The sequence below is a fragment of the Streptomyces sp. NPDC048211 genome (genome assembly GCF_043202315.1).
Lineage (GTDB): Bacteria > Actinomycetota > Actinomycetes > Streptomycetales > Streptomycetaceae > Streptomyces.
Window position 1 is genome coordinate 258,683 of the sequence record NZ_JBIDAD010000008.1, and the last position, 21,158, is coordinate 279,840.

Sequence of the window (21,158 nt, forward strand, 5' to 3'; positions counted from 1 at the left end):
CGTCGTTAGCACTCATTGAGTCAGAGTGCCAGGAGGAACAAGTGCCGACCTATCAGTACCAGTGCACCGAGTGTGGCGAGGGCCTCGAAGCGGTGCAGAAGTTCACCGATGACGCCCTCACGGTGTGCCCGAGCTGCGACGGACGCCTGAAGAAGGTGTTCTCGGCGGTCGGCATCGTGTTCAAGGGTTCCGGTTTCTACCGGAACGACAGTCGCGGTTCCTCGTCGAGCAGCACGCCGGCCCCGGCCACTGCGAAGACCTCCGGTTCCGGATCGTCGTCCTCGACGGGATCGGACGCGAAGTCGTCCTCGTCGTCGACGTCCTCCTCGGGTTCGTCCGGCTCTTCCGGCTCTTCCACGGCGTCTTCTTCGTCGTCCTCGTCTTCTTCGTCCTCGTCGAGCGGTTCTTCGGCCGCCTGAGGCGCCTGTCCGACCGCTCCACCTGGCTTCACCGAAGACCCCGCCGATCCACTCGGCGGGGTCTTCGGCGTTCTGCGCGCACTGCGTCGCGTGCGGCGGGGTGTCCGTCAGCCGGGGTGGGCCGGCTGGGCGGGGCGGGGAGGCAGTTGCGGTGGGAGGGGCGGCAGCCCGTGCTCCCGGCCGACTGCGTAGGCCGCGCGGCGAACGCCTACTGTGACCGCATGGTGAACGCAGAGGCAGAGATCGGTGTGATCGGCGGTTCGGGGCTGTACTCCTTCCTGGAGGACGTCACCGAAGTCCGCGTGGAGACCCCTTACGGAGCGCCGAGCGACTCCGTCTTCCTCGGCGAGATCGGCGGCCGCCGGGTCGCCTTCCTCCCCCGTCACGGACGCGGCCATCACGTGCCGCCGCACCGCATCAATTACCGCGCCAATCTGTGGGCATTGCGCTCGGTCGGCGTGCGCCAGGTGCTCGGGCCGTGCGCGGTGGGCGGGCTGCGGCCGGAGTACGGGCCGGGGACACTGCTCGTACCGGACCAGCTGGTGGACCGTACGAAGGCGCGTGTCCAGACCTTCTACGACGGGGAGACCCGGGCGGACGGGACGGCACCGAACGTGGTGCACCTGGGTTTCGCGGACCCGTACTGCCCCGAGGGGCGCAAGGCCGCTCTGGCGGCGGCCCGGGGACGGGACTGGGAAGCGGTGGACGGCGGAACGCTCGTGGTCGTCGAGGGGCCGCGCTTCTCGACCCGGGCGGAATCGCGCTGGCACGCGGCGATGGGCTGGTCGGTGGTCGGGATGACCGGACACCCCGAGGCCGTGCTCGCCCGCGAGTTGGGCCTCTGCTACACGACGATGACGCTGGTCACGGACCTGGACGCCGGCGCGGAGGCCGGAGAGGGTGTCTCCCACGAGGAGGTGCTCAAGGTGTTCGCCGCCAATGTCGACCGGCTGCGTTCGGTCCTCTTCGACGCGGTGGCCGCTCTGCCCGCGGACGCCGACCGGGACTGCCTGTGCGCGCATGCGCTGGACGGGATCGAGACGGGGATCGAGCTGCCGTAGCCGGTCGACTCCTGTTTCCCTCACGCGAGTGAGGGAGTTTTCCACATCGTGTGGGCCGTCCACAGGGCTCAGCGGGAATCTCGCGGGTGAGGGAACGTGGGTGCTGTCCGGCCGGTCCTCTTCGGCCGGACAGCACCCACGATCCGATTGCTCTGAACTCCCTCACCGCAGGCGGTGTTTGCCATGCCTTCCTACACCTCGTCCAGCCCCTCTCCTCCTTCGCTCTTCGCTCCCCCGCCCCTGCCCGCCCCCGCGCCCCCGCCCGGCGGGGTGCCGCCGTTTCCCCCGCTGCGGGTGCGCGGAGGCGGTGGGCACGGGCTGCGGCGGGCGGTGTGGCGGCAGCGGCGGGCGATGGCCGCGGGGCTGGCCCTGACGGCTGCCGCGCTGGCCGCTTCGGGGCTCGGCAGCAGTGGGGCGGGGAGCGGACCGGGGCCCGTGGCCGGGGCGTCCGACGCCTCCGGCAGCGCCTCGCGCCCCGTGTCGCCGCCGGCCCGTCTGGTGTCCGCGCCCGTCCGGATCGCGGATGCGGAGACGGTCCGGCTGCTGCGGCCCGGCGACCGGGTCGACGTGATCGCGTCCGAGGGTGCCGGGGCGGACTCCCGGGTGCTGGCGAAGGGTGCGCGGGTGACCCGGGTGCCTTCGGCGTCCGTCGGGGGTTCCATGGAGGACGGGGCGCTGATCGTGCTCTCCGTGCCACGGGCGACGGCCACGGCACTGGCCGGTGCGGGGATCTCGGCCGGTTTTGCGGTGATCCTGTGTTGATTCGTACTGACGAACTGTCACGTCACCTGGCAAGAGACGCGCATGGGCTGAATTCCCCCCATCCTGCCGTAAGTTGCGGAACATCTTGTTCCTCTTACGACACGGACGAAGGACGGCTCACGCGTGAGCGAGAAGAAGAAAGTCAGCCTGCTGGACGGCTTCAAGGCCTTCCTGATGCGCGGCAACGTGATCGATCTGGCGGTCGCCGTCGTCATCGGCGCCGCGTTCACGAACATCGTGAACGCGGTGGTCAAGGGCGTGATCAACCCGCTCGTCGGTGCGTTCGGCACCAAGGACCTGGAGAGCTACAGCTCCTGCCTCAAGGGCCCCTGCACGACGGATCCGAAGACGGGCGAGGCGACCGAGGGAATCCGGATCCTGTGGGGTTCGGTGCTCAGCGCCACCCTCAGCTTCCTGATCACCGCTGCCGTCGTCTACTTCCTGGTGGTGCTCCCGATGGCGAAGTACCTCGCCCGCCGGGCCGCCATGCAGGCGGCGAAGGAAGGCGTGCAGGAGACGATGGAGGTCAGCGAGCTGGAGGTCCTGAAGGAGATCCGCGACGCACTCGTATCCCAGCGCAGTGGCAGTGGCAACGGCAGTGGCAACGGCCCGGCGCAGGGGAACAGCGGCGCGGATCCGGGGCGGGGTCACCAGGAGTAGCACCGCGGGTCGCGCGAGGGCGGGCTCAGACGTGGTGCGGGGGCTTCTCGTCGAGGAACCGGGCCAGGTCGGCGGAGCTGCCACCGGAGGGGGCCCGCTCGCCCCACCCCCGGTCCGTGTCGTCCGCGGACTGCTGGTCCAGCGGATCGTCGAAGATCAGTGCCGGCTTGGGCTTCGGCCGGTCCGGCGAGCTCGGCTTCGCATCGCGCGGTCCGGGGGCGGGGGCGGTACTCATACCTCCAGGGTACGGCCGCACCCCGGGTGGACGGGTGCCCCGGCGTGCGCCCGCGTTCGGGGCGGGACGCCGGGGCACCGCTCAACGGTCCTTGGGGTCGAGCCACCAGAGGCCGAGCACGACGAGGAACGACAGACAGAGGAATCCGGCCCCCCACCACGCGGTACCGGTGTTGCCCTCCATCCATTCGTCGATGACGACCGTGAGTCCCCAGAGCTGCCCGATGACGACGGTCATGGCCAGGGTCAGCCGTGCCGTCAGTTTCGAGGACCGCTCCGGTTCCTGGTCGGTGCCCGCTCCTGGCCCCGGCCCGGTGTGGCGGACACGGGGGTCGCCGTAGCCGCTGGTGGACCGGATCTGGGGGTAGCGCTCGTGGACGGGCCGGTTGAGTTCGGGCCGTGCGCTGCCCGGGTGGTACTCCGGGTAGTTCGGGCCGGTGGGCTGCTGGGCGTCGCTCATGTCCGCCTGCCGGAGGTCTGGGACTCGGTGGCCCCGGTACGGGAGGTGCCGGTTGCCCCCGCGCGGGAGGTGCCGGTGGCCCCGGCATGGGCCGTGCCGGCAGCCCCGGTGCGGGAGGGGTTGCCGGCCCCCGGGGCTTCGGGGGCTTCGGCGCCCCTGCGGACTCCGGGGCAGCCGATCCGGGAGGCGAGGTCCGGGCGGTCGTCGCCGAGCTGACGGCACAGCCCCTGTTCGATGCTCTCGTCGGAACGGGTGGTGCCGATCGCCCAGATGCTGCCGTCCGTCTGCTCGGTGAGAACCACCTTGGGCAGGCCGCGGGGCGGCGGGCCTGCGGTGACATCGCCGGTGCGGGCGTCGAAGACGCCCTCGTGACAGGGGCAGTACAGCTCGCCCTCGGAGCCCCGGTCCTTCCGCCACAGCACGGCGCAGGCCAGGTGTGTGCAGATCGCCGAGTAGCCGACGAGGGTGCCGTCATCGAGCCGGACGGCGACTGCCTTGTCCTCCTCCTCCGGATAACTGAAGGCGAGGGACTCCCCCGGCAGCAGCTGCGAGCTGATCCTCTTCGGCGCGGGCGCCTTGCTGTCCTCGGGGTCACCGTGGCGCGGGAGCATGCCGGCCGCCACGCCGAGCCCGCCGACGGCGAGACCGCCGGAGACGGTGGCGACGATGCGGAGGTAGTCGCGGCGGGTGGTGAGGGAATCGGCGGCGATCCGGTCGTGCAGGGCCTCGCGCGGGTCCCCGGAAGGCGGCTGTCGCGGGTCCCCGGGGGGCGGTTGTTCGGTGACGGTCATCGGCGGACGTCCTTCCCGTTGATCTCCACGACGGGCAGGCCACCGGGCACGGGCCACTGGACCCGGTCGGCGGGGACGACCATGGCGACCCCGGTGCGGACCTCGGTCTCGCCGAAGACGAAGGTGTCGGCGACCTGGACTCCGGGGCGTTCGGCCTGGAGCTCCTCGACGGTCCCGTAGAAGAGCGCTCCGGTCGGGCAGACGGTGGCGCACATGGGGGCGAGACCGTAGGCGGTGCGGTCGTAGCAGAGGTTGCACTTCATCTGCAGCTTCGCCTGGAGGTCGATCTTCGGTACGCCGAAGGGGCAGGCGTTGACGCAGTTGGCGCAGCCGATGCAGCGGGTGGTGTCCGCCTGCTGCACCACCCCGTCCGCGGTCACCAGGATCGCGTCGGCGGGGCAGACCTCGGCGCAGGGGGCGACGGGGTCCTCGCAGTGCATACAGACCGTGGGAAGGGAGGCGACGGACTGGCCCTCGTCGGTGTAGTCGAGGTGGATCATCGACTTGCCCCGGTGCGAATCGCATTCCCGGCAGGCGGAGACACAGGCCTGGCAGCCGATGCAGCGCCCCGGGTCGATGAAGATCGTTCTGCCCATCATGCGGGCATCAGCTCCTTTCCGAGGTGCCACGGCCCTGCGGGGACGTGGGCGGCAGCGGGTCGGTGCGGGAGACCTGGGTCTCGGGGTAGGCGACATGGCCGGGCGCGACCGGGGGTGCGGGGACTTCGTCGATCCGTTCGGCGTGCTCGATGCGGCAGGCGCACACCTTGTACTCGGGGATCTTGGAGCGGGGGTCCAGGGCGTCGATGGTCAGCGCGTTGGCCGCGGTGGGGACGGGCCAGTGGTACGGGATGAAGACGGTGTCGGGGCGGATCGCCTCGGTGACCAGGGCGGGGAAGACCTCGCTGCCGCGCCGGGTGACGACGCGGACCGGTTCGCCGTTGCGGAAGCCGTGGGAGGGGTGGATCTCGGCCCAGGGGCGCGGGGTCTGTTCGACGAGGGCGCCCAGGCGGCGGGTCTGGTTGCCGGAGAGGAAGTGCGCGACGGTGCGACCGGTGGTGAGGGACATGGGGTGGTCGTCGTCGTACGGGTCCATCGGCAGGTGCCATTCGACGACCTGCATATGGATCTTGCCGTCGGGGTGGTAGGTCCTGCCGTCCTCGAAGAGCCGGGGGGTGCCGGGATGGTCGGTGGACGGGCAGGGCCAGGCGATTCCGCCGGTCTCCTCCAGCCGTTCGTAGGTGATGCCGTAGTAGTCGTTGACGGTGCCTGCGGAGGCGATCCGCAGCTCGTCGAAGACCTCGCGGGAATCGGCGAAGGCGAATTTGTCGCCCGCGCCGAGACGTCTGGCCAGTTCGCACATCACCCAGGTGTCGGTCCGTACGCCGGGGGGCGGGTCCTGGGCCTTGTTGTGCTTGACCACCCGGGCCTCGGCGTTGGCCATCACCCCGTCGTCCTCGGCCCAGGTCGTGACGGGGAAGACGACATGGGCGTTGGCAGCGGTCTCGGAAAGGAAGAAGTCGAATTGCGCGTGGAACTCCGCGGTGTCGTACCCCTCCTTGACCACCTTGTAGTTGGGCAGGGAGACGAACGGGTTGTTGCAGATGCCGATCAGTCCGCGGATCTCGCGGCGCTGCATCTGCCAGACCATTTCCATCATCGAAGTTCCGGCGGGCGGGAGTTCGGACTCCTCGATGCCCCAGATCTCGCAGATCTGGCGGCGGTGCTCCTCGTTCAGGATCGAGCGGCCGCCCGGCAGGAGGTCGGACTTCTGGCCGTGCTCGCGGCCGCCCTGCCCGTTGCCCTGGCCGGTGATGGTGCCGTAGCCGGCGCCGGGCCTGCCGATGTGTCCGGTGGCGGTGCAGAGGTTGATCACGCTGAGGCAGTTCTCGACGCCCTGCGAGTGGTGCTCGATGCCGCGGGCGTGCCAGGCCATGGCCTTGGGTGCGCGGGCGAAGGTGCGGGCGACCTGGACGATCTGTTCGGCGGGGATCCCGCAGATCTCGGCGGCCCGGGAGGGCGGGTACTCGGCGACCTTGGCCTTGACCTCCTCCCAGCCGGTGGCGTGGGCGGCGAGGTAGTTCTCGTCGGTGAGGCCTTCCTCGATGACCACGTGGAGCACGGAGTTGAAGAACGCCGAGTCCGTCCCCGGCTTGAGGGCGACATGGATGTCGGCGGTCCGGGCGATGGCCGTCTCGCGCGGATCGATGACGATCAGGCTGGCGCCGCGGTCCCGGGCACCCCACACGTACTGGGTCATCACGGGGAAGCACTCGCCGACGTTGGAGCCCGCGATCAGCAGGCAGTCGGTGAGCAGGATGTCGGAGAAGGGGTTGCCGGCCCGGTCGATGCCGAAGGCGAGCTTGTTGGCGCCCGCCGCGCTGACCATGCAGAGCCGGCCGTTGTAGTCGACGTGCCGGGTCTTGAGCGCGACCCGGGCGAACTTGCCGACGAGATAGGTCTTCTCGGAGAACAGGCTCGCGCCGCCGAGCAGCCCGAAGGCGTCGTTGCCGTAGGTCTGCTGGATGCGCTTGATCTCGGCGACGGTGAAGTCGAGCGCCTCGTCCCAGGAGACCTCCCGGAACTCCTCGTCACGGGAGCGGCGCATGAGCGGGGCGGTGAGCCGGTCGGGGTGGTTGACCTGCTGGTACGCGTTGATGCCCTTGGGGCACAGGCGCATCCGGTTGATGTCGTGGTTGCGGGGTTCGACGCCGAAGACCTTGCCGCCGCGGTCGACGCGCAGATACATCCCGCACTGCACCCCGCAGAAGCAGCAGTGGGTGGGGACGAGCGTTTCGCCGTTCTGGTCGGCGTGCCACTGGTCGGCGGGGATGCCGCCGGCGTCGCGGAAGGCGCGGGTGCCGGGCGGGGCGAGAGAGGGGTCGAGGGGGACGACCGCACGGGTGTCGGCTGCTCGCGGATCCGCGGTCACTTGAAGCCCTTCTTCACCTGGGAGAGATAGGCGCTGCCGCGCAGCACCCGCTTGCAGCGCGGGCAGTACTCGGCCCACTGGTCGAAGTCGAGGCTGAGGTCGCGCATGGTGCCGCGGAGGTTCTCGACGTACGGGGCGGTGTCGATGGGCTCCTCGCAGCGCCGGCAGCTGAAGACCTCCTGGTCTTGCCGGCCGGTGTACTTGAACAGCTGCATGCCGACGGCGGCGGGGCGCTGGACGATGTGGAAGAACTTCCCGAACGGGATGTAGATGAGGGTGAAGACCACCGAGACCATATGGAGGATCGCCAGGAACTCGTATCCCCCGCCGTGCAGGAAGATCGACGAGAAGGTGAGGAGCAGCCCCGTCACGGAGATGACGATCAGCGCGATCAGCGGCACCAGGTCGTAGCCGAAGCGCTGGCCGGTGATGGCGCCGCGGTCCTTCATCCGGCGCCACAGGAAGTAGGAGGCGCCGGGGATGACGAGGACGGCGGCGATGTCGAGGCCGTGGAACATCAGCCAGCCGAGGAAGTCCAGGGAGTCGAAGCCGACGATCTTGAAGCCCCAGATGCGCATCTCGTAGCCGGGCCCCGATCCCGTGCCCGAGGTGAAGGTGAACCAGCCCCAGGTCAGCGGGAAGGTGATCAGCGAGGCGAGGATGCAGCCCCAGAAGATCAGCTGGTGGGCGGCCCAGCGTGCGTGGGAGCGGGCGCCGAGGAACTTCTGGAAGCCGAGGTAGGTGGCGATCATCTTCGGCAGGGCGGTGGGCGCCCTGCGGAAGTTCTCGGCCGAGAAGAGGCTCCCCCAGCCCTTCTTGAAGAGCCGTCGGGCGCCGGGGGCCGAGACCCAGACCGTGTAGCGGTAGGCGACGCCGAAGGCGAGGAAGACCGTGGCCACGGCGTACGGCAGCAGCGCGGAGTCGAAGTTCTCCAGGAACCTGCTGCCGAGCACGATGGCCACGATCAGCAGGAGGGAGACGATCACGCCGGCCGCGGTGGCTCGGGCGGTGACGGACCGGGGGACGGCGGCGCCGGAGCGGGCGGGCCCGCCGGAGGGCGGCGGGGCGACGGCCTCGTCGGATGAGCCGGTGTGGTCACCGGGGGCGGGCTGCGCTGCTGCGGCAGAGGCTTCTGGTGGCTCGGTCACGCCGTCAGCGTAGGGCCGTATGGGGATATTAGTCCTGTTTTATGGCCTTACGGGGTGAGCGCGTCGCGGCGGGGCGGCAAGTGGGGTGCGCGTTCGGATTACGGCTCACACGGCGTACGGTCCGTGCGCGGCGAAAACCGCGCGGGCGGAGGCGAGCCGCCCGGGCGCGGGAGGGGCGCCATGGAGGGCGAACGGCTTTCCCGGCGACCTCGGTGAAGGGCCTCTGATCCCGCCGGCTGCCGGCGGGATCAGAAGCCCTTCACCGATCCCGTCGACTGCCGGCGCGGACCACGCATACAGTGTCCGAGCTGGGCGTTCTCGCGGGGCCTTGGACCATCGTCCACTTGTGAATGCATTCACAAGAATTTCGGCCTGTCCTGCTTTCCCCCGGCTGCCCGGCGGGTACGTTCACGATGCCCGCCCCCTCCCGGAGCAGTCAGCCACCCGCACCACAAGGAGCACCGGATGACCGGCCAGGACACCTCAGCCCCCGCGGCTCCGCCTTCACCTGGACCACAGCGGAGGGACGCGCTGACCGATGTCGCCGGGCTCCGCGTCGGGCATGCGCGGGTCGCGGGCGAGGGCGCGCTCAGCGGCACCACGGTGGTCCTCGCGCCCGAGGGCGGCGCGGTCGCGGCCGTCGACGTCCGTGGCGGCGGGCCGGGCACCCGCGAGACGGACGCGCTCGATCCGCGCAATCTGGTGCAGCGCGTCGACGCCGTGGTCCTCACGGGCGGCAGCGCGTTCGGGCTGGACGCGGCGTCCGGGGTGATGGCGTGGCTGGAGGAGCAGGGGCGCGGCGTGCGGGTCGGCGCCGATCCGGCCCAGGTGGTGCCGGTGGTCCCCGCGGCCTGCGTCTTCGACCTGGGGCGCGGCGGCGACTGGCGGGCCCGGCCCGACGCCTCGACCGGCCGGGCGGCGGTGGAGGACGCGGCGGGCACGGAGCCGGGCGCCGCGGTCGCCGAGGGCTGCGTCGGTGCGGGCACGGGCGCGGTAGCCGGGCAGCTGAAGGGCGGGGTGGGCACGGCGAGCGTCCTGCTGCCGTCCGGGATCACGGTGGCGGCGCTGGCGGTGGTGAACGCGGCGGGCTCCGCGCTCGATCCCCGTACCGGGGTGCTGTACGGGGAGTACGGCGGCGCCGAACCGGCCGTCGCGCCCGCGCCGGAGATCCACCAGGAGGCGCAACGGCGCCTGACACAGGCGCACGATGCCCACGCACGCCCCCCGCTCAACACCACGCTCGCCGTCGTCGCCACGGACGCCGACCTCGGCCGCGCACAGGCCCAGAAGCTCGCGGGGACCGCGCACGACGGGCTGGCGCGCGCCATCCGGCCCGTCCACCTGATGACCGACGGGGACACCGTCTTCGCGCTGGCGACCGCCGGGCGGACACTCGATCCGGCGGACCCGACGGCCCTCAACGACCTGCTCGCGGCGGGCGCGGAGGCCGTGGCCCGGGCCATCGTGAAGGCCGTGCGGGCCGCCACGGGCGTCAACGGCCGCGACGGCGGCGGCACATACCTCGCGTACGGCGATCTCTACGACACACCGCGGCAATCGGCACAGTCACCGGACAATAGGGTGCACGGCGCCGACTCGCCCTCGGGGTAGGGAAGTTCGGACGAGGAGAGGGAACCTTCTGCGTGCGCCGTACGTTTTTCCCAACCCCGGTCACGATGTCAGACCCAGGGACTACGTTGAGCACGCACCAAGTCACACGCGGCGACGGCCTGGAGACAGCACCTTGAGCGATCCGTACGAGACAACCGAGCAGCACCTCGATGGACTCCTGCGACGGGCTCTCAACTCGTTCGACCTGCCCGACAGTACGGTCGAGCGGCTCGGCACCGCGCTCGCCCACAGCAGCTCCCTGCATTCCTCGCACCACAGTTCCTCCCTGCACCGCGAGACCTACCGCCACACATATCTGCTGGCCGACGGCACACCGCTCACCCTGTGGGAGCTCGTGCACTGCGGCTCGCGCGACGCCACGGACCCGGGACACGGCCCGTGCGACGCCACGGATCCGGCATACGGCGCGCGGGCGCGGGACGGCTTCCGGCAGCACGAGCTGTACGACGACGAGGCCGACGCCCACATCGCGGCCGCCCGGCTGGCCGGCGGCTTCCGCGACGGTCCGGTCTTCGAGCACGACGGGCCGCAGGCCGACCTGGAGATCCTCGACGCCCTGATGGCGGCCCCACCGGCCCCGATGCCCCGGATGTACGCCCCGGACAACTCGGCGGACCACGCCCGCCGGGTCCTGCGCCGCGCGGAGAACCGGGACGTGCCGGGCAAGGCGACGGCGCTCCTGCTGCGGTCGGCCTTCGCCCACCACATCACCCAGGTCTTCGGGCGCCAGTGCCAGGTGGACGGACGGGACGCGGGTTTCACCCTGTACGAGCACGCCTTCCTGCTGCTCGACGGCAGAGAGACGAGCCTGTGGGAGGTCGAGCACACGGCGACGCCGGACGGCCGTCACATGTGCGAGGTGTACGGCGACGAGAAGGCGGCGCGCGGCGCGATGGAAAGCCGTACCCGCATCTGCTGACCCCCGCCCGGCCCCGGGCATGACGGTGCCCGCACCCCGACCGGGGTGCGGGCACCGTCACACTCCTCCGCTTGCTCCCTGACGCACTGCGTCCGCTCAGTGCGTCAGCACCGGCTCCTTGGCAGGTTCGTCGGCGGGGCCGGTGGGCTCGGCGCTCTCGTCGCCGCCCTCCACGTGCTGCTTCGGCCGGGCCGGCAGCGCGAACATCAGCAGGAAGATCACCGCGAGCACGCCGGCCACCCACCACAGCGAGTGCTCGAAGGCGTCGGCAAAGGCCGGGCCGATCTGCGGCGGCGTCAGGTGGTCGCCCATCGCGCCGATGAAGATGACCGAGACGAGGGCGAGCCCCAGCGCGTTGCCCATCTGCTGCACGGTGTTGAAAAGCCCGGACGCCGATCCGGAGTGCTCCTTGGGCACCTCGGACAGCACCGCGTCGGCCAGCGGGGCCACGATCAGGCCCATGCCGAGGCCCATGACCACCAGCGGCAGCGCCATCTGCCAGGAGGCGATGTCCATGCCGTAGCGGTTGGACTCCCAGATGTAGAGCAGCAGACCGGCGATCATGAGCAGGGCCCCCGCCTGGAGCACCTTGCGGCCGAACTTCGGCACCAGCTTCTGCACGGAGATACCGGCGGCGAAGGAGACGGCGACCGAGAACGGGATGCCCGTCGTACCGGCACGCAGCGCGCTCCAGCCGAGGCCCTCCTGCATGTACAGCGTCCAGACCAGGAAGAAGATGCCGAGGCCGACGCCGAAGGTCAGCTGTACGGCGATGCCCGCGGCGAAGCTCTTCACCCGGAACAGCGAGAGCTCGACCAGCGGCGAACCGTCGCGGCGCGCCTTGGCCCGCTCGAACAGGACGAGGGCGGTGAAGACGACGACGCTGCCGGCCATCGACAGGTAGCCCCAGAGCGGCCAGCCCAGTTCCTCGCCGCGGGTCAGCGGGTAGATGAGCATGAGCATCGCCAGCGTCACCAGCACCACCCCGACCATGTCGAGGCGGAGCGCCTTCGGCGCCTTGGACTCGGTGATGAACTTCCGCCCCAGGATCAGACCCACGATGCCGACCGGCAGGTTGATCAGGAAGATCGGGCGCCATTCGAGACCGGCGATGTTCCACTCGGTGAGCAACGCGCCCAGCAGCGGCCCCGACACGGCACCGAGGCCGACGATCGCGCCGAAGAGGCCGAATACCTTGCCGCGCTCGTGCGCCGGGAACGTGGCATGCACGATCGACAGCACCTGCGGCACCATCAGCGCGGCCGTGCCGCCTTGGAGGATGCGGGAGGCGACGAGCATCTCCGGGTTCGCGGCGAATCCGCACAGCGCGGAGGCCACGGTGAAGCCACCGATCCCGATGAGGAAGAGCCGCTTGCGGCCGTAGATGTCACCGAGCCGGCCGCCGGTGATCAGACCGGCGGCGAAGGCCAGGGCGTATCCGGCGGTGATCCACTGGATCGAGCTGAAGGAGGCGCCGGTGTCCTCCCTGATGCTCGGGATGGCGATGTTGACGATCGTGACGTCCACCAGGTCCATGAAGGCGGCGGTCATCACGATGGCCAGGGCGAACCACCGTCGGCGGTCCGACGGGCTCGGGGCCGCGGGAGCGTCCGCCGGTGACGGCAGGGGTGCGGAAGAAGTCATATGAGGAAGTTAAACGTCGATTAGGTCAGGTCATGACCCAATGGGCGGGCATCCTGAGTGACATGACCGACACCCCGGCACGACTGCTGAACCTGCTGTCACTGCTCCAGACGCCGCGCGAGTGGCCGGGCAGTGAGCTCGCCGACCGGCTCGACGTCAGCCCGCGCACCATCCGCCGCGACATCGACCGCCTCCGTGACCTGGGCTATCCCGTCGAGGCGTCACGCGGCTCGGTCGGCGGCTACCGGCTCGTGGCCGGTACGGCGATGCCGCCGCTGCTTCTGGACGACGAGGAGGCGGTGGCCATCGCGGTGGGCCTGCGGGCCGGGGCCGGCCACGCCATCGAAGGGGTCGACGAGGCCTCCGTACGGGCACTGGCCAAGCTGGAACAGGTCCTGCCCTCCCGGCTGCGCCACCGGGTCTCCACCCTGCAGAACGCCACGATGCCGCTGGCCCGCGGGGACGGCTCGACAATCGACCCGCAGACGCTGACCGTGATGGCGTCCGCGGTGACCGGGCGGGAGCGGCTGCGGTTCGCCTACCGCGCGGGGGACGGCGCCGAGACCAGGAGACAGGTCGAGCCGTACCGCCTGGTGAGCACCGGGTGGCGCTGGTATCTCGTCGCGTACGACCTGGAGCGGGAAGACTGGCGCACCTTCCGGGTCGACCGGGTGAGCAGCCCCTTCGCGACGGGTGCCCGTTTCGCTCCGCGCGAGCTGCCGACGGGCGACGCGGCGGAGTTCCTCAGCAGTTCCATGGCGCGCAGGCAGCCGGAGCTGGCGGTCGACGTGAGCTTCGCGGCCCCCGCCGACTTCGTGGCGTCGCGGCTGCCCGCCTCGATCGGCCCGCTGGAACAGACCGGCGAGCACAGCTGCCGGCTGCGGGCGGTACTGACCGACTCGCTGGAATGGGTGGCGCTGCGCCTCGCGCTGGTGGACTGCGAGTTCACCGCGCACCAGCCGCCCCAGCTCGTGACGTATCTGAAGGACCTGGGCGGCAGGCTGACCCGCGCGGCGGCGTCCCCCGCCGCATAGAGCCACGCTGCCGGGAAAGCCGCCGGGAATCCGGAGTGGACTGCCGGAAAGGGCTGCCGGAAAGGGCTGCCGGAAAAGGGATGAGCCCCGGCGCCAGGGGGGGGTGGGCGCCGGGACTCAGCTATAGGGGGCCACCGATGTGAAGCGGCCCAATTCGGAGGTTACTGGACGCGAGCTCACGCCGCAGCGTCAAAGCCCGTGTCGTGAGCCATTCGCTTCAGTTCGAGCAGTGCGTGCTTCTCGATCTGGCGGATCCGCTCGCGGGTGAGCCCGTGCTGCTTGCCCACCTCCGTGAGGGTCCGCTCACGGCCGTCCTCGATGCCGTACCGCATACGGATGATCGACGCGGTGCGGTTGTCGAGCTTGCCGATCAGCTCCTCCAGCTCCTCGCTGCGCAGCAGTGTCATGACGGACTGCTCGGGCGAAACGGCGGAGGTGTCCTCCAGGAGGTCACCGAACTGCGTGTCGCCGTCGTCGTCCACCGACATGTTCAGACTGACCGGGTCACGGGCCCAGTCCAGGACGTCGCTGACCCGCGACGTGGTCGAGTCCAGCTCGGCGGCGATCTCCGAGTGCTCCGGGTCGCGCCCGTGCTCGCGGTTGAACTCGCGCTGCACACGGCGGATCCGGCCGAGCTCCTCCACCAGGTGGACGGGGAGCCGGATCGTGCGCGACTGGTCGGCTATGGAACGGGTGATGGCCTGCCGGATCCACCACGTCGCATACGTGGAGAACTTGAAGCCCTTGGCGTAATCGAACTTCTCGACCGCGCGCACCAGGCCGGCGTTGCCCTCCTGGATCAGGTCGAGCAGGGGCAGTCCCGCTCGCGGATAGCGGCGGGCGACGGCAACGACGAGGCGGAGATTGGAACGGATGAATATGTCCTTGGCGCGCTCGCCCTCGGCGACCAGCGCCTCCAGCTCCTCGCGCGAGGCCCCGCCGGCTTCGCTCTCCACCGACCCGTCGAGGACCTGCTGTGCGAAGACACCCGCTTCCAGGGTCTGCGACAGCTCGACCTCCTTGGCGGCATCGAGCAGCGGCGTGCGCGCGATCTCGTCCAGGTACATGCCGACCAGGTCGCGATCGGCGATCTCCCCGCCCACGGCGCGAACACTGCTTGCCCGGTTGGTCCCGCCAGTGGCGGACGAACGACGGGCGACGGCACGGGTTGCCATGCGTGCTCCCTTGCTGAGTAGGTCGCGACACCCTTTCGGGTGCCCTGCATCCGATGGAAACAACGACTGGAATCCGGACAGAATTCCCATGACCGGCATTCATTTTCGAGATCATGCAGTACCCTGTCGCGTCACCAGGGGAGGGCGCATGCCACAGTCGGGCACAGAGGTGCAGGTCAGGCCGGGTATCGAGGCCGATCTCGAGCCCCTCACGGACATCTACAACCACTACGTGCGTGAGACCGCCCTCACATTCGACACGGTCCCCTTCACTCCCGAGCAGCGTCTGCCCTGGTTGCGCTCCCACCCTGAAGACGGCCCGCACCGGCTTCTGGTTGCTCAGGACGTCCGCAATACGGACGAAACGAGCGGGGCGGGCCCCCGGATCCTGGGCTACGCCACCAGCAGCGCGTTCCGCCCCAAAGCGGCGTACTCCACATCCGTCGAGGTGAGCGTCTACTGCGCCCCCGGCACCACGGGGCGTGGTCTCGGCACCCTCCTCTACTCGGCGCTCTTCGACGCCCTCGCCGGCGAGGACCTGCGCCGCGCCTACGCGGGCATCGCCCGGCCCAACGAGCCCTCGGTCCGGCTGCACGAGCGCTTCGGCTTCCGCCACATCGGTACGTACTCGGAGGTCGGCCGGAAGTTCGACCGGTACTGGGACGTGTCCTGGTACGAGAAACGCCTGGGACCGCAGACCTAGTCCCGGCAGCCGCCCCGTCCGGGACCGCAGCCCGTTACCGGGCGCCGCCCCGGTGCCTACCGTGATGCCCCATGGACCTCACGACGCACACCTCGTCCGACGCCTCCGGCACGCTCGACGAAGCGCTGGAGCGGCTCCACTCCTTCGGCCCCGAGCGGGGCGGCTGGCTGAGCAATCACGCCCCGATGGCCGTGGAGGCGCTGGTGCGCCACGGCCGGGCAACAGCCGTGCACCGGTGGCTGGACCACTACCGGCACAAGCTGGAGGACATGCCGGACCCGGCCGCCGAGGTGACCCCGGAGAACTGGCAGCAGGCGCTCGGAGATCCGCGGCGCATCGCCGACTGGGCGGTGTACTTCGAGCGCGAGACGGCCGACCGCCCCTGGCGCGACGTCCTCGCCGAGTGGTGGCCGCGGCTGCTCCCCGGCATCGCGGCCGGCGCCACGCACCCGGTGATCCGGGTCGGCCACAGTGTGCGCACCCTGCTGACCCCGCAGGATGACGGGCCTCGCGCGACCGGGCCGGGCGTGCCGGAGAACGGGCCCCGTGTGGCCGAGCTGGCCCATGCCCTCGGCTACTGGGCGGCCCGCCATCAGCCGCTGCCCCCGCTGTCCTCGCTCGCCCCGGCACCCGATGCCGCCACCGCACTGGACGCCGTGCTGCCGGTGCCCGACCAGAGCGGCGGCATCCGGGCCCGGCTGGATCAGCTGACCGCGTTCCCCCGGTGGCCGGCCGGGCCCGTGGACGGCCCCGACACCGCCCGCGCCCGGCTGGAGGAACTGGTGCGGGCCGCCACCCATCGCTATGCGACGTACGGATACGGCGCGCCGATCATGCTGGTGCACGCCGCCACCGCACCCAACGCCGTGCTGCGCACCCTCCCCGCGCTCCCCCGCGAGCTGTGGGCGCCGAGCGTGGATGCCGCCTGGGCGGCGAGCGCGGCAGTCACCGCCGCGTACTCCCCGGCGCGGCCCGCCGACCCGGTGCCCGTGCCTGGCGGACTGTCTCCCGAGGAGGTCTTCGCACGGGCGGCGGCCCACGGCGACGACCACACCATCAAGTTCACCGACACGGCGCTGGACATCGGCGACGCGACCGCGCTGGCCGCAGCGCTCCGCTCGGTCGAACTGAACCCGCCGGCGCTCTGAACGCTCCGCTCGGTCGGACTGAACCCGCCGGCGCTCTGAACCGGGACGGGCACAGGCGGGCGGGGGAAAGCCCGCCCTGTACCCGCCGTTCCCGCCCCGGGGCGGGCACCGGGGAACAGCCCGCACCAGGCCCGGCGTACCGACCCTGGGCGGACTGGAAAGGCCCGCACCCGGTCCGACGTCCCGACCTGCGGGCGGCAGAAGAGAGCCCGCCCCCAGGTCGGACACTTCACCCCGGGGGCGGGCAGGGGGAAAGGCCCGCCTCAGCCGAACTGCACCGAGCGCTTGGCCAGCCCCATCCAGAAGCCTTCGATCACGCTGCGCCCCTGGTCCAGCTCCTGCTCCGCGGCCCCGAGCGTGACGAAGAGGGGGGCGAAGTGCTCGGTGCGCGGGTGGGCCAGCCGGCCTGCCGGTGACTTGTGCTCGAAGTCCAGCAGCGCGTCGATGTCCTGCGCCTGGAGTGCCCGGTGGCCCCAGTCGTCGAACTCCGCGGACCAGCCGGGCACGCCGCCGCCCGTGTGCCGCAGTGCGGCCAGGTTGTGCGTGAAGAAGCCGCTGCCGACGATCAGGACGCCCTCGTCGCGCAGCGGCGCGAGCTTGCGCCCGATCTCCATCAGCTTCTGCGGGTCCAGCGTCGGCATGGAGATCTGCAGGACCGGGATGTCGGCCGCCGGGAACATCTCCACCAGCGGGACGTACGCACCGTGGTCGAGGCCGCGGTCGGGGATGTCCTGGACCGGCGTGCCGGCGCCGCGCAGCAGCTTGCGGACGTTCTCGGCCAGTGCGGGGGCGCCCGGGGCGGCGTACCGCACCTGGTAGTAGTGCTCGGGGAAGCCCCAGAAGTCGTAGACCAGGGGGATCGTCTCGGTGGCGCCCAGCGCGAGCGGGGCCTCTTCCCAGTGGGCCGAGACCATGAGGACGGCGGTGGGTCGCGGCAGCCCGGCGGACCAGGCGGCCAGCTCGCCGGGCCAGACCGGGTCGTCGGCCAGCGGCGGTGCGCCGTGCGAGAGATAGAGGGCGGGCATGCGCTCCGCGGTGACTGTCATGACACTCCCCATCCACTGCTGCTCAAGGTAAGTCTTCTACGGGGCCTTCGACAGGAACAGTTCTTTAATGTTCAAGTTCCCACCTTCGGAGACCTTAGCTCTATCTAGTTCAACTTTCAAGAAAAGGTCGTACAGTGGAGTACATGACCACGGCATTCACCGGTGAGCAGCCGCGTTGGCTCACCGACGAAGAACAGAGCGTCTGGCGTGCGTACCTGCACGCCACCACGCTCCTGGAGGATCACCTCGACCGCCAGTTGCAGCGCGATGCCGGCATGCCGCACATCTACTACGGACTGCTCGTCCAGCTCTCCCAGGCGCCCCGCCGTCAGAAGCGGATGACCGAACTGGCCAAGGACGCCAAGATCACCCGATCCCGGCTCTCGCACGCCGTCGCCCGGCTGGAGAAGAGCGGCTGGGTGCGCCGCGAGGACTGCCCGTCCGACAAGCGCGGCCAGAACGCCGTCCTCACCGAGGAGGGCCACGAGATGCTCCGCCGTTCGGCCCCGGGCCACGTCAGCGCCGTACGTCAGGCCATGTTCGACCGGCTCAGCCCCGAGCAGGTGCGCACGCTCGGCGAGATCATGCAGGTCATGGCGGCCGGACTCCAGCCGGAGGGCACCGACGCGGACCTTCCCTGGCTCCGCTGACCGCGCCGCGCACCGCCCCCACCCCCGAACGCGCCTCTGCCCCGGTTCCGTCGAACGGAACCGGGGCAGAGTTCGCTTCACACCGCGTCACGGCACGCCGCGCGCGAGGGGTCAGTGCGCGATGACCGGCACCTTGACCTCGTCCTCGACGGCGTCGGCGGAACCGGTGCCCCCGGACGCCGTGGTCGTCGCCGACGGACGGCCGGCGTTGATGAAGGTCCCCGCGATCGCGGCGGCCACCACCAGGATGCCGACGGCCCACCAGATGGCGCCGGTGAAGCCGTGCACCATCGACTGGAGCTTCAGCAGCTCCGGGTCGGTGGCACCGAGCGCGGCGTGCGAGGTGGCGTACGCCGTGGCGGCGGAGGCGGCGATGGTGTTGAGCAGCGCGGTGCCGATCGCACCGCCGACCTGCTGCGAGGTGTTGACCATCGCGGAGGCCACCCCCGCGTCACGCGGCTCGATGCCGTGCGTGGCCAGCGACATGGCGGGCATGAAGGCCGTACCCATGCCCAGGCCCAGCAGGAGCTGACCCGGGAGGATGACCGCAGCGTAGGACGAGTCGATCTCCAGCTGCGTCAGCAGCAGCATGCCGACGCCGGCGAGCAGGAAGCCCGGGGCCATCAGCAGGCGGGCCGGGACCCGCGTCATCAGCCGGGCACCGATCTGCGTCGACCCGGTGATCATGCCCACGATCATCGGCATGAAGGCGAAGCCGGTCTTGATCGGGGAGTAGCCCTTGACGACCTGGAGGTAGTACGTGAGGAACAGGAACAGACCGAACATCGCGATGACGGCCAGGCCCAGCGAGAGGTAGACACCGCCGCGGTTGCGGTCCATCACGACGCGCAGCGGGAGCAGCGGCGACTTGACCTTGGACTCGGTCAGGACGAAGGCCAGCAGCAGCACACCGGCGGCGACGAACGTGCCGATGGTCAGCGCGTCCGACCAGCCGCTGGACTCGGCGCGGGTGAATCCGTAGACCAGCGAGACCAGACCCAGCGCGGACAGGACGACGCCCGGGATGTCGAGCGAGGAGCGGTTACGGCCGCCGGCCGGCTCGCGGATCACGAAGTACGCACCGGCTGCGGCGACGATCGCGAAGGGGATGTTGACGAAGAAGGTCCAGCGCCAGTTCAGCGTCTGGGTGAGGAAACCGCCGAGGATCAGGCCGACGGCGCCACCGCCACCGGCGATCGCCCCGTAGATGCCGAACGCCTTGGCGCGCTCCTTGGCGTCGGTGAACATGACCGCGAGCAGCGAGAGGGCCGCCGGGGCGAGCAGCGCGCCGAACACGCCCTGAAGGGCGCGGGAGCCGAACAGCATGCCCTGGTTCTGCGCCGCGCCACCGAGGGCGGAGGCCAGCGCGAAGCCGATCAGACCGACGACGAAGGTGCGCTTGCGGCCCCAGAGGTCGGCGATCCGGCCTCCGAAGAGCAGCAGCCCGCCGAAGGCGAGGGCATAGGCCGTGATGACCCACTGCTTGTTGGCATCGGTGATGCCGAGGTCGGTCTGGGCGTGCGGAAGCGCGATGTTCACGATGGTGGCGTCGAGGACGACCATCAACTGCGCGAGGGCGATGAACGCCAGCGCCTTCCAGCGACTGGGGTCCGGGAGTCGGATATCAGCTGTTTTTGACATGGGAGTAGCCACCTAAGGACGCGCGAGGGCGCGCGAGGTCGTGAACCGCGAATGCGGTGAAGGCCGGGCGGAAGCGAGGGTCGGACTCTGGGGTCAGGGAGGAGGAGGGTCGGACTCCGGTCGGGGAGGAAGAGAGGGTCGGACTCCGGTCAGGGAGAAGGAGGGTCGGACTCCGGTCGCGGAGAAAGGGAAGAAGACGGTCGCGGCGTGGCCTGCACACGGCCGGGCATCGGGTCGGACGCCCGGCGCGTTGGTCAGTTCCGGCGCCGCAGGTCCTCCAAGGTCGCCGCCGTTCCGGGCAGTCGGGACCGGGCCGGAGCCTCCAGTCCGTCCAGGAACAGCTGGATGTGGCGGTGGGCGAACCGGTCGATGTTCAGGCAGGCGATGCCTGGCAGCGGCCGGGTGAGCTGGGAGAGGACGACCAGTACGTCGCCGACGGCGATGTCGGTACGCAGGCGCCCCGCGGACATGGCGCGCCCGACGAGCCCCTCGACGGCCCCTTCGAGGCGTCGGCGCTCGGCGAGCAGTTCGGGATGGTCCTTGTCGAAGCCGCCGGACAGCATGGGGCACAGCGCCCCGATCCGTTCGTCGGCAGCCGCGTGCACGAAGCGGCTGAGCGCGACGAAGGGGTCGGACTCCTCCCTCGCAGCCTCCTCGGCACGGTCGGTGGTGCGGGAGGTGACCGCGAGGACGACCTCGTGGGTCAGCGCGGCCCGGTCGGGGAAGTTCCGGTAGAGGGTGGCGTTGCCGACGCCTGCGCGGCGGGCGACCTCGTCGAGCGGCACATCGGGGCCGAACTCGACGAACATCTCGCGCGCGGCCGTCACGATCCGCTCCCGGTTGCGCAGCGCGTCGGCCCGCGGGCGGGGCGTACGCGGCTGCGCGGTTCCGGCTGCGGTGCGGGCGGCGGTGTCCACGGCGGCGCTCCTTCTCTTCCTGGTCTTCCGGTCTCGGGCTCTCGTGCGGCGGAACCCTGCCGGGCTCGTGCCGTTCCTGCGTACGTCACTCCGGCGACCCCTCGGGTTAACCGGGGACCGCCTCCCCGTTTTGCGGGGGACACCGATACAAACGGGGAACTGGTCCCCGGTTATTTCCCCCGA

21 protein-coding genes are annotated in these 21,158 nt (G+C 70.7%); 10 read left to right on the forward strand and 11 right to left on the reverse strand.

Annotated elements, in window-relative coordinates; all coding sequences use genetic code 11:
• Window positions 1-41 precede the first annotated feature (41 nt).
• From ACGFZA_RS27990 to ACGFZA_RS28005, 4 genes are all read left to right on the forward strand, one after another.
• Window positions 42-419 (forward strand): FmdB family zinc ribbon protein, encoded by a 378-nt coding sequence (locus ACGFZA_RS27990; protein WP_385278990.1) that lies wholly within the window; start codon window positions 42-44, stop codon window positions 417-419.
• Window positions 420-640: 221 nt separating this feature from the next.
• Window positions 641-1,480, forward strand: coding sequence for an S-methyl-5'-thioadenosine phosphorylase (locus ACGFZA_RS27995; protein WP_385278992.1), 840 nt, complete (start codon window positions 641-643; stop codon window positions 1,478-1,480).
• A gap of 183 nt (window positions 1,481-1,663) precedes the next feature.
• Entirely contained in the window at window positions 1,664-2,242 is a 579-nt protein-coding gene (locus ACGFZA_RS28000) for a hypothetical protein (RefSeq protein WP_393682675.1), read from the forward strand.
• Between the two features lie 174 nt (window positions 2,243-2,416).
• A complete protein-coding gene (locus ACGFZA_RS28005) occupies window positions 2,417-2,902 on the forward strand; it encodes an MscL family protein (protein ID WP_393682896.1) in 486 nt (161 codons plus the stop codon).
• A gap of 25 nt (window positions 2,903-2,927) precedes the next feature.
• Here the strand turns inward: ACGFZA_RS28005 and ACGFZA_RS28010 are convergent, their stop codons facing one another.
• The 6 genes from ACGFZA_RS28010 to ACGFZA_RS28035 all read right to left on the reverse strand — a co-directional run bounded on the left by ACGFZA_RS28010 (window position 2,928) and on the right by ACGFZA_RS28035 (window position 8,466).
• Window positions 2,928-3,137, reverse strand: coding sequence for a hypothetical protein (locus tag ACGFZA_RS28010; RefSeq protein WP_385278998.1), 210 nt, complete (start codon window positions 3,135-3,137; stop codon window positions 2,928-2,930).
• Between the two features lie 81 nt (window positions 3,138-3,218).
• Window positions 3,219-3,596, reverse strand: coding sequence for a hypothetical protein (locus tag ACGFZA_RS28015; RefSeq protein WP_385279000.1), 378 nt, complete (start codon window positions 3,594-3,596; stop codon window positions 3,219-3,221).
• Complete coding sequence (locus ACGFZA_RS28020) at window positions 3,593-4,387, reverse strand: Rieske (2Fe-2S) protein (protein ID WP_393682678.1); 795 nt, start codon at window positions 4,385-4,387, stop codon at window positions 3,593-3,595. The genes ACGFZA_RS28015 and ACGFZA_RS28020 overlap by 4 nt, the downstream gene beginning before the upstream one ends.
• The gene (locus ACGFZA_RS28025; RefSeq protein WP_136327991.1) at window positions 4,384-4,986 is read right to left on the reverse strand and encodes a 4Fe-4S dicluster domain-containing protein; all 603 of its coding nucleotides are present in this window, start codon (window positions 4,984-4,986) and stop codon (window positions 4,384-4,386) included. The genes ACGFZA_RS28020 and ACGFZA_RS28025 overlap by 4 nt, the downstream gene beginning before the upstream one ends.
• Before the next feature lie 7 nt (window positions 4,987-4,993).
• Window positions 4,994-7,318 carry a molybdopterin oxidoreductase family protein gene (locus ACGFZA_RS28030; RefSeq protein ID WP_393682681.1) on the reverse strand — a complete coding sequence of 775 codons (2,325 nt, stop codon included), beginning with the start codon at window positions 7,316-7,318 and terminating at the stop codon, window positions 4,994-4,996.
• Window positions 7,315-8,466 (reverse strand): MFS transporter, encoded by a 1,152-nt coding sequence (locus tag ACGFZA_RS28035; protein WP_393682683.1) that lies wholly within the window; start codon window positions 8,464-8,466, stop codon window positions 7,315-7,317. The genes ACGFZA_RS28030 and ACGFZA_RS28035 overlap by 4 nt, the downstream gene beginning before the upstream one ends.
• A gap of 465 nt (window positions 8,467-8,931) precedes the next feature.
• Here ACGFZA_RS28035 and ACGFZA_RS28040 point away from each other — a divergent pair, with 465 nt between their 5' ends.
• The gene (locus ACGFZA_RS28040; RefSeq protein ID WP_393682685.1) at window positions 8,932-10,077 is read left to right on the forward strand and encodes a P1 family peptidase; all 1,146 of its coding nucleotides are present in this window, start codon (window positions 8,932-8,934) and stop codon (window positions 10,075-10,077) included.
• Between the two features lie 133 nt (window positions 10,078-10,210).
• Window positions 10,211-11,017, forward strand: coding sequence for a DUF6227 family protein (locus ACGFZA_RS28045; RefSeq protein WP_385279010.1), 807 nt, complete (start codon window positions 10,211-10,213; stop codon window positions 11,015-11,017).
• A gap of 96 nt (window positions 11,018-11,113) precedes the next feature.
• On the opposite strand, the gene ACGFZA_RS28050 is transcribed toward ACGFZA_RS28045, so the two are convergent.
• Window positions 11,114-12,661, reverse strand: coding sequence for an MFS transporter (locus tag ACGFZA_RS28050; RefSeq protein ID WP_393682687.1), 1,548 nt, complete (start codon window positions 12,659-12,661; stop codon window positions 11,114-11,116).
• A gap of 62 nt (window positions 12,662-12,723) precedes the next feature.
• Between ACGFZA_RS28050 and ACGFZA_RS28055 the strand changes: the two genes are divergently transcribed.
• On the forward strand, window positions 12,724-13,695 hold the full coding sequence (locus ACGFZA_RS28055; RefSeq protein ID WP_385279014.1) for a helix-turn-helix transcriptional regulator: 972 nt from the start codon (window positions 12,724-12,726) through the stop codon (window positions 13,693-13,695).
• Window positions 13,696-13,871: 176 nt separating this feature from the next.
• Here ACGFZA_RS28055 and ACGFZA_RS28060 read toward each other — a convergent pair whose 3' ends face one another.
• The gene (locus ACGFZA_RS28060; RefSeq protein ID WP_385279016.1) at window positions 13,872-14,870 is read right to left on the reverse strand and encodes an RNA polymerase sigma factor RpoD/SigA; all 999 of its coding nucleotides are present in this window, start codon (window positions 14,868-14,870) and stop codon (window positions 13,872-13,874) included.
• A 148-nt stretch (window positions 14,871-15,018) separates the two neighbouring features.
• Here ACGFZA_RS28060 and ACGFZA_RS28065 point away from each other — a divergent pair, with 148 nt between their 5' ends.
• Both ACGFZA_RS28065 and ACGFZA_RS28070 read left to right on the forward strand, forming a co-directional pair.
• Complete coding sequence (locus ACGFZA_RS28065; protein ID WP_385279018.1) at window positions 15,019-15,573, forward strand: GNAT family N-acetyltransferase; 555 nt, start codon at window positions 15,019-15,021, stop codon at window positions 15,571-15,573.
• A 71-nt stretch (window positions 15,574-15,644) separates the two neighbouring features.
• Window positions 15,645-16,721: a questin oxidase family protein gene (locus tag ACGFZA_RS28070; RefSeq protein ID WP_385279020.1), complete on the forward strand. Its 1,077-nt coding sequence runs from the start codon at window positions 15,645-15,647 to the stop codon at window positions 16,719-16,721.
• A gap of 263 nt (window positions 16,722-16,984) precedes the next feature.
• Here ACGFZA_RS28070 and ACGFZA_RS28075 read toward each other — a convergent pair whose 3' ends face one another.
• Window positions 16,985-17,767, reverse strand: a complete 783-nt coding sequence (locus ACGFZA_RS28075; protein ID WP_385279022.1) for a dioxygenase — start codon at window positions 17,765-17,767, stop codon at window positions 16,985-16,987.
• 134 nt (window positions 17,768-17,901) lie between these two features.
• On the opposite strand from ACGFZA_RS28075, the gene ACGFZA_RS28080 reads away from it, so the two are divergent.
• Window positions 17,902-18,417, forward strand: a complete 516-nt coding sequence (locus ACGFZA_RS28080; RefSeq protein WP_385279024.1) for a MarR family winged helix-turn-helix transcriptional regulator — start codon at window positions 17,902-17,904, stop codon at window positions 18,415-18,417.
• A 111-nt stretch (window positions 18,418-18,528) separates the two neighbouring features.
• On the opposite strand, the gene ACGFZA_RS28085 is transcribed toward ACGFZA_RS28080, so the two are convergent.
• Window positions 18,529-20,058, reverse strand: coding sequence for an MFS transporter (locus tag ACGFZA_RS28085; RefSeq protein WP_393682692.1), 1,530 nt, complete (start codon window positions 20,056-20,058; stop codon window positions 18,529-18,531).
• Between the two features lie 254 nt (window positions 20,059-20,312).
• Window positions 20,313-20,975: a TetR/AcrR family transcriptional regulator gene (locus ACGFZA_RS28090; RefSeq protein ID WP_393682694.1), complete on the reverse strand. Its 663-nt coding sequence runs from the start codon at window positions 20,973-20,975 to the stop codon at window positions 20,313-20,315.
• Between the last annotated feature and the right edge of the window lie 183 nt (window positions 20,976-21,158).

What these genes read in the sequence shown, in the direction of transcription:
- ACGFZA_RS27995 (WP_385278992.1), top strand. Translation starts at nt 641, where the DNA reads ATGGTGAACGCAGAGGCAGAGATCGGTGTGATCGGCGGTTCGGGGCTG.
- ACGFZA_RS28000 (WP_393682675.1), top strand. Translation starts at nt 1,664, where the DNA reads ATGCCTTCCTACACCTCGTCCAGCCCCTCTCCTCCTTCGCTCTTCGCT.
- ACGFZA_RS28005 (WP_393682896.1), top strand. Translation starts at nt 2,417, where the DNA reads ATGCGCGGCAACGTGATCGATCTGGCGGTCGCCGTCGTCATCGGCGCC.
- ACGFZA_RS28010 (WP_385278998.1), bottom strand. Translation starts at nt 3,137, where the DNA reads ATGAGTACCGCCCCCGCCCCCGGACCGCGCGATGCGAAGCCGAGCTCG.
- ACGFZA_RS28015 (WP_385279000.1), bottom strand. Translation starts at nt 3,596, where the DNA reads ATGAGCGACGCCCAGCAGCCCACCGGCCCGAACTACCCGGAGTACCAC.
- ACGFZA_RS28020 (WP_393682678.1), bottom strand. Translation starts at nt 4,387, where the DNA reads ATGACCGTCACCGAACAACCGCCCCCCGGGGACCCGCGACAGCCGCCT.
- ACGFZA_RS28025 (WP_136327991.1), bottom strand. Translation starts at nt 4,986, where the DNA reads ATGATGGGCAGAACGATCTTCATCGACCCGGGGCGCTGCATCGGCTGC.
- ACGFZA_RS28040 (WP_393682685.1), top strand. Translation starts at nt 8,932, where the DNA reads ATGACCGGCCAGGACACCTCAGCCCCCGCGGCTCCGCCTTCACCTGGA.
- ACGFZA_RS28050 (WP_393682687.1), bottom strand. Translation starts at nt 12,661, where the DNA reads ATGACTTCTTCCGCACCCCTGCCGTCACCGGCGGACGCTCCCGCGGCC.
- ACGFZA_RS28055 (WP_385279014.1), top strand. Translation starts at nt 12,724, where the DNA reads ATGACCGACACCCCGGCACGACTGCTGAACCTGCTGTCACTGCTCCAG.
- ACGFZA_RS28060 (WP_385279016.1), bottom strand. Translation starts at nt 14,870, where the DNA reads ATGGCAACCCGTGCCGTCGCCCGTCGTTCGTCCGCCACTGGCGGGACC.
- ACGFZA_RS28065 (WP_385279018.1), top strand. Translation starts at nt 15,019, where the DNA reads ATGCCACAGTCGGGCACAGAGGTGCAGGTCAGGCCGGGTATCGAGGCC.
- ACGFZA_RS28070 (WP_385279020.1), top strand. Translation starts at nt 15,645, where the DNA reads ATGGACCTCACGACGCACACCTCGTCCGACGCCTCCGGCACGCTCGAC.
- ACGFZA_RS28075 (WP_385279022.1), bottom strand. Translation starts at nt 17,767, where the DNA reads ATGACAGTCACCGCGGAGCGCATGCCCGCCCTCTATCTCTCGCACGGC.
- ACGFZA_RS28085 (WP_393682692.1), bottom strand. Translation starts at nt 20,058, where the DNA reads ATGTCAAAAACAGCTGATATCCGACTCCCGGACCCCAGTCGCTGGAAG.